General features: G+C 43.0%; 13 protein-coding genes and 1 pseudogene. All 14 read left to right on the top strand.

The window, feature by feature from the left end; translation table 11 throughout:
• The first annotated feature begins 58 nt into the window (after positions 1-58).
• Entirely contained in the window at positions 59-874 is an 816-nt protein-coding gene (locus HMPREF9960_RS04715; protein ID WP_005589636.1) for a hypothetical protein, read from the top strand.
• A 145-nt stretch (positions 875-1019) separates the two neighbouring features.
• Positions 1020-1865 (top strand): hypothetical protein, encoded by an 846-nt coding sequence (locus tag HMPREF9960_RS04710; RefSeq protein ID WP_005592141.1) that lies wholly within the window; start codon positions 1020-1022, stop codon positions 1863-1865.
• Positions 1866-1892: 27 nt separating this feature from the next.
• Complete coding sequence (locus HMPREF9960_RS04705) at positions 1893-2858, top strand: hypothetical protein (protein WP_005589640.1); 966 nt, start codon at positions 1893-1895, stop codon at positions 2856-2858.
• Positions 2859-3071: 213 nt separating this feature from the next.
• Positions 3072-3878, top strand: coding sequence for a dihydroorotate dehydrogenase electron transfer subunit (locus HMPREF9960_RS04700; protein WP_005592250.1), 807 nt, complete (start codon positions 3072-3074; stop codon positions 3876-3878).
• A gap of 12 nt (positions 3879-3890) precedes the next feature.
• Positions 3891-4829 carry a dihydroorotate dehydrogenase gene (locus tag HMPREF9960_RS04695; protein ID WP_005589644.1) on the top strand — a complete coding sequence of 313 codons (939 nt, stop codon included), beginning with the start codon at positions 3891-3893 and terminating at the stop codon, positions 4827-4829.
• 203 nt (positions 4830-5032) lie between these two features.
• Complete coding sequence (pyrF, locus tag HMPREF9960_RS04690) at positions 5033-5725, top strand: orotidine-5'-phosphate decarboxylase (RefSeq protein ID WP_005589646.1); 693 nt, start codon at positions 5033-5035, stop codon at positions 5723-5725.
• Positions 5726-5772: 47 nt separating this feature from the next.
• Positions 5773-6402, top strand: a complete 630-nt coding sequence (gene pyrE / locus HMPREF9960_RS04685) for an orotate phosphoribosyltransferase (protein ID WP_005589648.1) — start codon at positions 5773-5775, stop codon at positions 6400-6402.
• Between the two features lie 112 nt (positions 6403-6514).
• Complete coding sequence (locus HMPREF9960_RS04680; protein WP_005589650.1) at positions 6515-8041, top strand: glycosyltransferase-like membrane protein; 1527 nt, start codon at positions 6515-6517, stop codon at positions 8039-8041.
• Positions 8042-8103: 62 nt separating this feature from the next.
• Positions 8104-8208, top strand: a pseudogene (locus tag HMPREF9960_RS10440) (DUF4336 domain-containing protein); the annotation flags it as partial.
• Between the two features lie 50 nt (positions 8209-8258).
• Positions 8259-8891, top strand: coding sequence for a hypothetical protein (locus tag HMPREF9960_RS04675; protein ID WP_005589652.1), 633 nt, complete (start codon positions 8259-8261; stop codon positions 8889-8891).
• A 10-nt stretch (positions 8892-8901) separates the two neighbouring features.
• Entirely contained in the window at positions 8902-9555 is a 654-nt protein-coding gene (locus HMPREF9960_RS04670) for a uracil-DNA glycosylase (protein ID WP_005592226.1), read from the top strand.
• An 8-nt stretch (positions 9556-9563) separates the two neighbouring features.
• On the top strand, positions 9564-10028 hold the full coding sequence (locus tag HMPREF9960_RS04665) for an NUDIX hydrolase (RefSeq protein WP_005589656.1): 465 nt from the start codon (positions 9564-9566) through the stop codon (positions 10026-10028).
• A gap of 12 nt (positions 10029-10040) precedes the next feature.
• A complete protein-coding gene (locus HMPREF9960_RS04660) occupies positions 10041-11309 on the top strand; it encodes a dihydroorotase (protein ID WP_005589658.1) in 1269 nt (422 codons plus the stop codon).
• A gap of 141 nt (positions 11310-11450) precedes the next feature.
• On the top strand, positions 11451-13700 hold the full coding sequence (gene nt5e, locus HMPREF9960_RS04655; RefSeq protein WP_005589660.1) for a cell surface ecto-5'-nucleotidase Nt5e: 2250 nt from the start codon (positions 11451-11453) through the stop codon (positions 13698-13700).
• The last annotated feature ends 76 nt before the right edge of the window (positions 13701-13776 follow it).

The following is a 13776-nucleotide window of genomic DNA, read 5'->3' as shown; positions in this document are numbered from 1 at the left end:
GCAAATGTTTGCCTGCTAAAGTTTCCTATGCTAAAATGAAGGAAATAAGGAGGGCGATATGGCCAAAGATGATGACTATAAAAATCGTTCGGTAGGACTACCCATCACTATTTTTATAGTATTTTTGACAATTTGCTTAATGATTCCACTTGGGAAGGTGATGATCATGTGGGGACTTAAATCAGCTTATGAGGGACTTGGGCGAAGCAGCATGTCTTCATCTGTTCGTCAAAAGTCATCAGAGGAGCTTAGGCTAGAAGAGAAAGTTTTAGAGAGAGGAAACCATCGTTTTACATGGACAACTGATGACATCATCAATCTGCAAATTAAGGAGACTGCAGCTGGTCAAAACGGAGCTTCTCTGGATCAAATCCTTGAAAAGCATGGCAAGGCTTCAAGCTTTTTTTATACTGAGAGCAATGGGAATATTGAATTAAGCTATGTCAGTGAGAGTATTCAAGGCCGTCATAGTAGTTTAAGGTTGACATTTGAAAAAGATGGAGCAGGCTATCATCTCATTGGGAAGAGAGCGAATATTTTCGATGAGGCCTATCCAACTTTGTCTCAGGGAGATAGTCCCCATCTCTGGACCAAGGATGAAATTGCTGGTTTACAAGTTCGTGACGAGAGCACAGGCAATCCTGGTATGTCCTACGAAGAAATCATTCAATTATTTGGCCAACCTAGAGAATCAGAAGTTTTTATTTCGCGCTTGGATGCGGCAGATAGCCAACATATTGGCTTGGAACTCCAATACTTAACTTCAGATGAAAGATATAATAATGAATGGGTTCATTTAATCTTACACCGTCAAGAAGATGGCGTCTTTCGGTTGACGACAATTACTAGTCATATCGATAGAAGAGAAAGATAGGAGGACTTATTGCCTCCTTAGGCAGCCAAAGCAAGTAGAAAAGACGAGGAATTTGTGCTTTCCTCTATATAAACAGACTGAGGTACATTTTGCAATCTCGATCTATTCATGATATGATGAGTTTTTAGACTGATAAGGAGCAGTGATGAAGAGACAAGAAGATTCGTTTGAAGATATTGCTTTCGAGTTAGAAAAGCAAACCTATAAATCTAAGTTTTTACCATTCATGGTAGTAGCTATTGTTGTATTTTCTATTATTGGAACAGTTTTTTTAACACTTTCTCTATCAGGAAAAAGCAAAGCCAAGCAGACGCCAACTCCGTCTAGCCAGATTAGTTCGTCATCAAATAGTTTGGAAGATGAGAAAGCTGAAGCAGAACAATTCGCTAAAAGTCTTATCGTTTCTCCAGAAAAAAGCGGTCCCTTTCTTTGGACAGTTGAAAAGGCAGTCGCGCTTCCCATGAACAAATACAAGGGCGGAGCCGTCTTGGAAGATGTTTTAAAGGAATTTGGGAAACCAGTTCAAGGTGGGGCTTGGATTGATTTTTTGCCAAATCATAAAGTTCAAAAACATATTCGCCTTATCTGGAAATCGAAAAATGGTAGTATGGGCTATGTATCTTTAACCTTTGCTGAATTTGATGGTGTCTATAAGCTCATTTCAAAATACCATTTTAGCCTTTCAAGTGATAAAATTCAGGTGGATAACAATCCTAATAGATCCTTTTTATGGACGCAAGAATACATCGATAGTCTTGTTATTGGTGCTAGAGAAGGAACAGCTAAAGGTACACCATATGATGAGATTGTTTTAAAAGTCGGCTTACCTCTACATCAGACGATTTCTGGAGACGACAATCAACTGAAGATGCGGGTTGATTATGTTAATCCGCATTCTTGGCAAAATCCAGAACAATTGAAAAGAGTTCATTTAGAATTCTACAAGCAAGGAGATGGTAGATGGCGTTTGGTGTCTAAAGAAAGTGAGTAAACTAAATCGATAAGAAAGAGGAGGAAAATGAGGAGAAGTAGCAAGAAAAAACGTGATCTTCATTCGTTTAGAGAGATCAAAAGAGACCTTTATCGTCAACAAAAGCTAAAACGAGAAGAGCTCAGAATGATGACGATGAAGGAGGAGAAAAAAAGAATTAGCTTGGCTTTTACCCTTCTTTGTTTGGCAATCTCTTTTGCTTTGTTCTTTGGCTTCTATTATTTATCGCAACAGGTTCCTAATAAAGCTGAATTGAAGTACAAATATGACGATAGAGCCTCGTCAGTTAGTAGAGACAGCTTGGCTAGTCAGCAAAATGATGATGAATCAACATTGACCCAAGAACAAAAGGAGCTGAAAAAGAAAATTGTTGAGGAAGATGAAGAGAAGTTTGCTTTTAATTGGACATTGGATAATTTTGTAGAACTCAAAGTGGGAAATGGGGGGACTAATAGCCCAACTTTAGAAGAAGTCATTGCGAAATACGGTAAGGGTTCAGATGTGAATTTTGCTACAAAAGAATTGATACTAACTTATAAGACAAGAATTATAGATGTTCCGAGATATGGCTCATCGGGACATCCTCAGGAAATCAATTTGGTTTTTTATGACCCTGATTCGAATGGCAAGAACTATTATTTGATAAGTAAAAGTGCAGTATATTTAGATGACAGTAACTATCCTTCAGCGACGAAAGACGAATTTGTTTTTAAGTGGAAGCCAGAAGATATGGATACATTGACAGTGGGTGATAGTCAATATGGAAAAGGTGGAATGACATATCAAGAGGTTGTTGAGCGTTTTGGACTTCCTTCAGAACTTAATATTTATGGAAGTGGCATGAGCAATAGCCCCTTATCACTACAGGCCAATTATAGAAACTTTCGAAACATAGAACGAAAATATGATTCAGTAACCTTGATTTTCAAGCGGCAGGAAGATGGCAGTTTTTATCTGGCAAATGCAAATAGTGAATTTGACAAGAGCTGGTAAGACTGTGATTCCTTAGAGAACATTTGAAAATTCTAATATTTTTTATGCCTTGACATTCCTCATCTCTAACGATATAATGTTTACAATTTAACCTTTAATCAAGTCCAGTGAGGCTGCAAGGTAGGAAAAACGGTATAAGGGGCAATTTGACTGCCTCGTTTTTTGCAAAACCTTGCTGTGGCGAGGTTTTTTCTTGTAGAAAGTGAGGTTGTCATGGTTAGTGACAGTTGTAAAAAGAGATTTGGCAAGATTATGCTGGAGCAAATGGAGCTGCTGGAGCAGGTAGAAATTGCGCCTCAGATTTTTTCGATGCGCCTGAAAGGCCAGATGGTGAGCCAGATGCAGGTCGGGCAATTCCTGCATATTCGAGTGCCAGATGATAACAAGCTGCTGCGACGTCCGATTTCTATATCGGAGATTGATCGGGAGAAAAATATCTGTCGAATTATCTATCGGGTCGAAGGTGGCGGGACTGCCATTTTCTCTCAGCTTCCTGTCGGTAGCTATCTTGATGTCATGGGACCTCAGGGAAATGGTTTTGATTTGTCTCCAGTAGAAAAGGGTGACAAGGTCTTGATCATTGGTGGTGGTATCGGTGTGCCTCCTCTCTTACAAACGGCCAAAGAACTGCATGCTAAGGGTGCCCACGTTACAGCAGTATTAGGATTTGCCAATCAATCTGCGGTTATTTTGGAAGAAGAATTTCGTGAGTGCAGTCAGTTGTTTATCACTACAGATGATGGCAGTTATGGTCAAAAGGGCTATGTATCAACCATTGTTGACGAGCTGACAGAAGAGTTTGCTGCGGTCTATTCTTGTGGAGCGCTCGGTATGCTCCAGTATGTGGATCGGACATTTCATGATCATCCCCATGCCTATCTATCAATGGAGTCTCGGATGGCTTGTGGTATGGGTGCCTGCTATGCCTGCGTCGTTCATGTGGCAGGCCAGGATGAAGCGGTCAATAAGCGGGTTTGCGAAGACGGTCCAGTTTTTGAGACTGGGACCATCGTGCTTTAGGAGGATAAGGAAATGCCTGAAAATCGTTTAAAAATTTCTCTGCCAGGATTAGAGCTGAAAAATCCAATCATTCCAGCTTCAGGTTGTTTTGGCTTCGGTCAAGAGTATGCCAAATACTATGACTTGGATCTACTGGGTTCTATCATGATCAAGGCGACGACGCAACATCCCCGCTTTGGCAATCCAACGCCCCGTGTGGCTGAGACGCCAGCTGGTATGCTTAATGCTATCGGTCTCCAAAATCCAGGGGTCGATGCAGTTTTGGCTGAAAAACTTCCTTGGCTGGCTCAGCACTATCCGGACTTACCGATTATTGCCAATGTGGCCGGTTTTTCCAATGAAGAATATGCTTATGTATCTGGAAAAATTTCCCAAGCTCCCAATGTCAAGGCGATTGAGCTCAATATTTCCTGCCCCAATGTGGATCATGGCAATGCGGGTCTTTTAATCGGGCAAGTTACTGATCTAGCCTATGAAGCGGTAAAAGCAGCAGTTGCTGCCTCCCAAGTCCCAGTCTATGTCAAATTGACCCCCAGCGTAGCAGATATTACCCAAGTGGCCAAGGCGGCAGAAGATGCGGGCGCGAGCGGACTGACTATGATCAATACCTTGGTGGGAATGCGTTTCGATCTGAAAACGAAGCGGCCGATCATTGCTAATGGAACAGGTGGCATGTCTGGTCCAGCTGTCTTTCCTGTAGCACTCAAGCTGATTCGTCAGGTCGCTCAGTTCACCAAACTACCAATCATTGGCATGGGGGGAGTTGACTCGGCAGAGGCAGCGCTGGAGATGTTTATCGCTGGCGCATCAGCTATCGGCGTCGGAACAGCGAATTTTACCGACCCTTATGCCTGTCCTAACATTATAGAAAAGCTTCCGCAAGTCATGTATAAATACGGCATTGAAAGCTTAGAAAGCTTGAGAAAAGAAGTCAGAGAAAATTTACTTTAAGCTTGATTTTCTCTTGACAAACTTCCCAGTAAATTATAGAATGTTTAAGACAAAACCTTTAAAGAAGTCCAGAGAGGCTCTAAGGCGCATACGTTTAAAATGGCAGATTTTGCCACATTTTCGTGTAACCTTGCTCTCGGGCAAGGTTTTTTCTATGATTGTAATCATCTTTATAGTAAGTAACAAGCAAGGAGAAGAACTGCATGCGTGAAGAACGTCCTATTATCGCCCTAGACTTTCCATCTTTTGATGATGTCAAAAACTTTCTGGAGCATTTCCCTGAAGATGAAAAACTGTACGTCAAAATCGGCATGGAATTCTTTTATGCTATTGGTCCAGAAATTGTGCATTATCTGAAAGGCTTGGGACATAGTATTTTCCTCGATTTGAAATTGCACGACATCCCTAATACCGTGCGTTCAGCTATGTCTGTTTTGGGAACATTTGGTATTGATATGGTGACGGTTCATGCGGCTGGCGGCGTTGAGATGATGCGGGAGGCCAAAAAAGTTCTCGGTGACAATGCGAAGCTGGTAGCGGTAACCCAGTTGACTTCGACCAGTGAAGAAGATATGCGCGACTGTCAAAATATCCAAACAACCGTGCAGGAATCGGTTGTTAACTATGCCCGCAAGGCCAAGGAAGCTGGGCTGGATGGGGTTGTTTGCTCAGCTTTGGAAGTTGAACTCATCAAGGCAGCTACGGCGGACGATTTTCTTTGCGTGACGCCAGGTATCCGGCCAGCAGGTGCTGAAATAGGTGACCAAAAACGGGTCATGACGCCGCAGGAAGCTCATCAGATTGGCAGCAATTATATTGTGGTTGGTCGCCCGATTATTCAGGCTGAAAATCCTTGGGATGCTTATCACGAAATTAAGAAACAGTGGAATAGCTAAATAAGAATTTCAAATGAAACGAATAACAGATGTATAAGGAGTGAAAAATGACTTTAGCCAACGATATTGCACGCGACTTGTTGAAAATCAAAGCGGTTTACTTGAAACCAGAGGAGCCTTTTACTTGGGCTTCTGGGATTAAATCACCGATTTATACAGATAACCGAGTGACTTTGGCCTACCCAGAGACTAGAACTTTGATCGAAAATGGCTTTGTTGAAAAGATTCGTGCGGAATTTCCTGATGTGGAAGTGATCGCGGGGACAGCAACGGCGGGTATTCCTCACGGTGCTATCATTGCCGACAAGATGAATCTGCCTTTTGCCTATATCCGCAGTAAACCAAAAGATCACGGGGCGGGCAATCAGATTGAAGGCCGGGTAGCTCCTGGTCAAAAGATGGTTGTGATTGAAGATTTGATTTCCACTGGCGGCTCTGTCTTGGATGCTATTGCGGCAGCTAAGCGTGAAGGAGCAGATGTAATCGGTGCCGCAGCCATTTTCACCTACGAATTGCCAAAGGCGGATAAGAACTTTGCGGATGCAGGCGTGAAGTTGGTGACCTTGTCTAACTACACAGAGCTTATCCACTTGGCTGAGCAAGAAGGCTACATCAATGCAGAAGGATTGACTTTGCTGAAGAAGTTTAAAGACGATCAAGAAAACTGGCAAAATTAAGAAGGTACGAGGAGGCGGGACTAGCATGTTTCTGTCTCCTTTTTAGGATTTACTTGGCCTCTGCTCACTTTTTAAAATAGCAAAAAGTGGCTGATTTTGTTATAATAAAGCCATGTCTAAGATTTATCATATCACTTTTTTGATTCTGCAAAAAATCATGCTGGTATTGAGTCTTCATTGGCTGTTTACAGCTATTTTTCATGTGTCGCAGTTAAGTAGCTTGGCTCTGATTTTGTTTGGAGTCTTGGCAATCCTAGCGAATCGCTATCGGTTTCAGCTTAAAAAGTCTTATCATTTTTTGATGAGGCACAAGCTGGCCATTGCTTTAGCAGCTCTCCTTTTTCAGCTCATCATGCTCCTATCGGCTGAGCTTTTGATTCGACGGGACGCAGCGGTGGTTTTCACAGGGGCTTTCAAGTACCTGAAGGAGTCCTCTATTTCCAGCTATCTAACGCGCAATCCTAATAATCTGCCCCTCTTTCTCTATGAGCGCTTTTTCTTTAATCTTTTTGGTGAAGCGGCTCTTTGGATTATGCAGGGACTCAATCTTTTTTACGTCAATATTGCGTCTTGGATCCTCTACAAAGGCTGTCAACGGTATTTTTCGCAGGCTACAGCCGATGCGGTTTTTAGTCTTTATGTGACCTTGGTCGGATTTTCGCCTTACTACATGTCTATGTACACGGACATTCCTCCCTTGCCTTTGATTAGTCTACAGATTTTTCTGGCTCTGAGTCTGTTGGAAAATAAGGGGAATAGTCGCCAAATCATTTCTAGAGGCCTTTTATTAGGGATTCTGACCAGTCTTGCCTTTTTGATTCGTCCGACAGTGATGATTCTATTGATTGCTGTTTTTGGAGTTTTGTTTTTGAGACAAAACTGGAACAAGTTTTTCTTGACTGCGGCGGTCTTTGCTCTAAGCTTTTCAGCAGGCTACCTTCCACTTCATTATAGTCTGGCTCACCAGACAGAAGTGCCGATCATCCAAGGCCAAGGACTGGCCAAAGGGCCACTACTTTTCATCAATCTGGGCCTAACCAATATCGGTCACGATCAGGAAGACATGAAGGAAGGGCTCTTGCAATACGTCGAACCTGACAAGCGAGCTGACTACAATAACGGCATGTTTGCCAAGGAAAATGTCATCAAAGAAATCAAGCGCCGTCTGAAAGAATACACCCCGCTGACCTTTCTACAACACCTGTATTATAAACACTCTTTGACAGTTGCTGAAGGAAACTTGGGTTGGCTCTATCGCAGTGTTGAAAATGAAAAGACACCTTATATTTCACCGCTTTATGAGTTCACAAAAGACAATGCATTCGCCCAGTTTATCCGTGACTTTTTCCTCAATTCTGATAAGAATAGTTTTCGATTTTATTCGCTACTCAAGCAGGCAGTTTGGATTGTCATGGCTTTGGGGCTGGTCTTTGCCCTTTGGAAATATCGACCAAACGATTCCTTGAATTTTTTAAGCTTGGCAGTTTTCGGTGGCCTGCTCTTTCTGCAGATTTTCGAAGGAGGCAAGACGCGATACCTGATTCAGTTTTTGCCACAGATTTTGATTTTATCTGCTGTTGGCTTGACCCAATATCCGCTCGACTTGACTCGCATGAAATTTTGGGAAAAGAAGGTCTAACTAGACTTGTCAGCTTAGTTGCCTATAGGTATGGAATGTAAAATAAAAAGGAGACAGATATGCAGCATTCAGCTTGGCAACCAGAAAAAATCATCCTAGCCCATGGTTCTTGTTTTCTAGAAAATGGCACCACAGAACTAAGAAGAGCGCTTAGATGGATTAGATAGAAAAAGAAATGCTTATTGCCTTGTTCCAAGGAGGTTGTCTCTAAAATATTATGATAAAGAGAAGTTTATTTTTAAATTTTATATATAAAATTTTCTTTCTATTACTTTTGATCTTGCTGACTGTTTTTGCTTTTTCCTATTTGAATTATATAGGAAGTGGATTTGTATGGGAAGCAGCAAGTAAGAGCGAGAGAAAAAGTGCTTTTGTAGAGGTTGTTTGTGGAATTATTATTTCTGGTTTCGCTTTTGTTCGATTTCTTGAATTAACTGAGCATATCAGCAGGCATAGAAAATATCTTAAGAGAATGACGGAGGAATTATCCCCAACTCCTGATTTTGAAACAATAGAAGAGGAGGCTGACTTTTATGACAAAGAATTAAAGCTTTTGACTTATAAGAATTGCCTCATTACTTATCACAACTATTTCTGTTTTAGGAAGATGGATTCTCAAATTTGGCAGATTTTCTTGAATAAATATCAGAAATATAGTCGATACAAGGGCAAGAAATCCAAGTCTTTTTTGCCACCGAAGTTCTTCCTTATTGTCAGAAATCAAGACTATAGGGAACAGTTTATGCCACTTAAATATAAAGAGAAAAATTGGAGTCGCTTTAGATCTTATCTAGCTGACCATTATTCGGCCATAGAGCTAGATGAACAAGTTCGTGAAATTGAGACGTAAGGAGACAGATATGCAGCATTCAGCTTGGCACGCTTTGATTAAGGAGCAGCTGCCAGAAGGTTATTTTGCAAAAATCAATCATTTTTTAGACGAAGTGTATGCTTCGGGAACCATTTACCCACCTCGGGAAAAGGTGTTTAATGCGATTCAGACGACAGATTTAGCAGATGTTAAGGTGGTTATTTTGGGGCAGGATCCCTACCACGGACCGAGACAGGCACAGGGCTTGAGTTTTTCGGTGCCTGATGACATTCCAGCTCCGCCTTCTTTACAGAATATTCTCAAAGAACTGGCCGATGATATCGGCGTGAAGGAGTCGCATGATTTGACGTCTTGGGCTCAGCAAGGTGTTCTCTTGCTCAATGCTGGGCTGACAGTGCCTGCTGGTCAAGCCAATGCGCATGCTGGCTTAATCTGGGAGCCTTTTACAGATGCTATTATCAAGGTTGTCAATGCAAAGTCAGATCCAGTTGTCTTTATACTATGGGGGTCTTACGCCCGCAAGAAAAAAGCCCTGATTATCAATTCCCAACATTTGATTATCGAGTCGGCTCACCCAAGTCCGCTGTCTGCCTACCGTGGCTTCTTTGGCAGCAAACCCTTTTCACGGACTAATGATTTTTTAGTGGCTAATGGCTTGGAACCTATTGATTGGTTAGCTTAGGAGGTAGTATGGTTCAGTTAGCAACGATTTGTTATATCGATAATGGCCGGGAGTTTCTCATGCTGCATCGCAACAAAAAGCCCAACGATGTTCATGCTGGGAAATGGATTGGAGTCGGTGGTAAGTTAGAGCGAGGAGAAACCCCGCAGGAATGCGCGGCACGCGAGATTCTAGAGGAAACAGGACTAAAGGCCAAGCCTGTCCTAAAAGGTATTATTACTTTTCCAGAATTCACTCCCGACTTGGACTGGTACACTTATGTTTTCAAGGTGACGGAGTTTGAAGGAGAGTTGATTGATTGCAATGAAGGTACTTTGGAATGGGTGCCTTACGATCAGGTTCTTTCAAAGCCGACTTGGGAAGGAGATCATACCTTTGTTGAGTGGCTACTGGAGGATAAGCCCTTCTTTTCAGCCAAATTTGTTTATGATGGTGATAAACTGCTCGACACGCAGGTCGATTTTTACGAATAAAGGAGATACAAAATGCTACTAATCAAGAATGGCCGTGTAATGGATCCTAAGTCTGGTCTGGATCAAGTGTGCGATGTGCTGGTGGAGGGCAAGAAAATTGTCAAAATCGGCCAAAATCTGGAAGCGGCTGATGCCCAAGTCCTAGATGCTAGTGGTTTGGTCGTTGCCCCCGGTCTGGTCGACATTCACGTTCACTTCCGGGAGCCAGGTCAGACTCATAAAGAAGACATTCACACGGGAGCCTTGGCAGCAGCAGCAGGTGGCTTTACGACAGTTGTTATGATGGCCAATACTAATCCGACTATCTCTACGGTTGAAACTCTGAAAGAAGTACTGGAGTCGGCTAGTCGGGAAAATATCCATATCAAGTCGGTTGCAACAATTACAGAGAATTTTGATGGCCAGCATTTGACAGACTTCAAAGATCTCTTGGCAGCTGGTGCAGTAGGTTTCTCAGATGACGGAATTCCGCTGACCAATGCTGGCATTGTCCGCCAAGCCCTCGTAGAAGCGCGTAAAAATAACACCTTTATCAGCTTGCACGAGGAAGACCCTAATCTCAATGGCATACTCGGTTTCAATGAGCATATCGCCAAAGAGCATTTTCATATCTGTGGCGCGACAGGTGTGGCAGAATACAGCATGATTGCCCGCGATGTCATGATTGCTTATGATGCCAAGGCTCATGTGCATATCCAGCATTTGTCCAAGGCTGAGAGTGTAAAGGTGGTCGAATTCGCTCAGAAGCTAGGTGCTCAAGTCACTGCTGAAGCAGCACCTCAGCACTTCTCTAAGACAGAAGCTCTGCTATTGACCAAGGGTAGCAATGCTAAAATGAATCCGCCTCTGCGCTTAGAATCGGACCGTCTGGCAGTTATCGAGGGACTCAAGTCTGGTGTCATTTCTGTTATTGCGACGGACCATGCTCCGCATCACGCTGATGAGAAAAATGTAGCAGATATCACTCAGGCGCCTTCTGGTATGACTGGTCTTGAGACTTCGCTTTCTCTGGGACTGACCTACTTGGTAGAGGCTGGTCATCTTAGCCTCATGGAGCTCTTAGAAAAGATGACGGTCAATCCAGCTAGTCTCTATGATTTTAATGCTGGTTTTCTAGCCGAAGAAGGCCCTGCTGATATCACTATTTTCGATCCTAAGGCTGACCGTCTGGTTTCCGACCATTTTGCCTCCAAGGCAGCTAATTCACCTTTTGTTGGAGAAGAGCTGAAAGGCCAAGTCAAATATACTATCTGCGATGGAGAAATCGTCTTCCAAGCCTAGCAGACATTCATATAAACTCAACGTTCCATTTCATTTTGGAACGTTTTTCGTATTAAGAAGAAGGATTCTTTGAAAAGGCATTCCCTTTTTACAATAAAAACAGTATAATAGTAGAAAAAACATAGACTGGAGCTTTTATTTATGAAAAAGAAGCATCTTATTTTACCTGTTTTGTCGACGGTTCTGTTGGCACCTGCCTTTTTGGATCATCAAGTTGCTGCGGATGAGGTTCAGCCAGCAACTGCTGTGGCAAATGTGAACGAACCAGCTCAAAAACCGGCTGAAACGGATTTGGCACAAGCAGGTGGAGTTTCTGCCGATGAAGCTAGTGTTAATGCGGCCATCGCAGCTAATGCTCAAGATGTATCAGGAGCGTCCGACGCAAGCTTGCCTGAAGCTACCATTCTTCATACAAACGATGTGCATGGTCGTATCGTCGAAGAAAAAGGTGTTATCGGAGATGCCAAACTCGCAACAGTTATCAAGGAAGAACGTGCGAAAAATCCTCAAACGCTGGTTGTAGATGCAGGAGATGCTTTCCAAGGTCTGCCAATTTCAAATAGTTCAAAAGGGGAAGAACGTGCGAAGATCCTCAATGAAATCGGCTATGATGCTATGGCGGTCGGTAACCATGAATTTGACTTTGGTTTGGATGAGGCTAAAAAATACAAAGAAATCCTCAATTTCCCCCTTCTCAGTGCTAATACTTATGCCAACAATGCCCGTGTCTTCCAAGCATCCACTATTGTGGACAAGGATAAGAATGTAGAAGGTGATGAATTTGTCGTAATCGGGGTAACTACTCCTGAGACAGCTACAAAAACTCACCCAAAAAATATTCAAGGTGTGACTTTCGCGGATCCAATTACAGAGGTTAATCGGGTGATTGACGAAGTTGAAGCGCGTGCAGCAGCTGAAGGCAAGACTTACAAAAACTATGTCGTTCTGGCTCACTTGGGTGTGGATACTACGACACCAGTTGAATGGCGCGGTTCTACCTTGGCTGAAGCTCTTTCTAAAAATGCCAAGCTGAAGGGCAAGCGCGTAACAGTGATTGACGGCCATTCTCACACAGTAGAGTCCACTACTTATGGTGAAAATGTAACCTACAACCAGACTGGTAGTTATTTGCATAATATCGGTAAAGTTACTTTCAAGGCCAACCAACTTCTGGGCAATCCTCAGCAAATCCCGGCTGAAACAGCTAAAAAAGCTAATCCAGACCCAGTTGTAGCAGAGATGGTTAAGAAGATTAAGGAAAAATACGATGCAGAAAATGCCAAGGTAATCGTGTCTAATAGCCCTGTGGAGCTTAATGGTGACCGTGAAAATGTCCGTGTTCGAGAAACCAATCTGGGAAATGTAGTAGCAGATGCCCTTTACAAATACGGCCAAACAGGCTTTGCCAACAAAACAGACTTGGCTGTGACCAATGGTGGCGGCCTACGGGAAACCATTGCCAAAGACAAGCCCATCACAAAGGGAAATGTCATCGCTGTATTGCCATTCGGTAACACCATTTCTCAAATTAAGGTAACAGGTCAGAATATCGCAGATATGTTTGCCAAATCTTTAGGCTCAATCCTGCAAGAAAAAGATGGAAAACCTGTCTTGGATGAAAACGGCCAACCATTGCTAGAGCCAAGCGGCGGTTTCTTGCAAGTCTCTGGTGCCAAAGTTTACTATGACACAACTCTGCCAGCAGAGAAACGGATCCTTCGCATTGAAATCAAAAATAAAGAAACAGGTGCTTATGAAGCCCTTGACTTGGCTAAGACTTATTACCTGACAACCAATGACTTCCTAGCAGCTGGTGGTGATGGTTATACCATGCTGGGTGGTGCGCGTGAGGAAGGGCCATCTATGGACGTGGCCTTTGCAGAATATCTGGAAAGTGCAGATTTGACCGCTTATGCAGCAATCAATCCAAATTCTCGCACGATTTCTATGTCTGCTAGCAAGGATACAGATGGAGATGGTTACACAGATATCGAGGAAATCCAGCAGGGCACTGATCCAAAAGATGCTGCCTCTAAGCCTGGACAGAGCAATCCAGCAAACCCAACCAATCCGACTAACCCAACTAACCCAACTAATCCAAAAGTTCCAACAAGACCAAGCAGTCCAGTAGTTCCTAGCCAACCTAATCATCCAGTTGTGCCTGAGACAAAACCACAAGAAGAACCTTCTGTTGAGAAGCCAAATACAGCTCAGCCAGCAGCAAATAAGGCAACCTATCAAGCTCCAGCACAGGTTCGTCCGACAGAAGTAGCAAGCAAACAAGGAACTCTTCCAAAAACAGGAAGCAAGAATCCTATCCTTCTTTCCCTCTTCGGACTGGTTCTGGGAACCTTAGGCGTATCAAGCCTGAAAAAAATTCAAAAAGATTAAAAAAATGAGGCTGGGACAAAAGTCCTAGCCTCTCAATTGTTTTTTTGGATTGTCGAGCAAGACGCAGTGGTTGAGT

This window comes from Streptococcus cristatus ATCC 51100 (assembly GCF_000222765.1).
Classification (GTDB): domain Bacteria; phylum Bacillota; class Bacilli; order Lactobacillales; family Streptococcaceae; genus Streptococcus; species Streptococcus cristatus.
The sequence above is the reverse complement of the archived record's forward strand: the minus strand, read 5'-3'. Positions and strand labels throughout refer to the sequence as shown.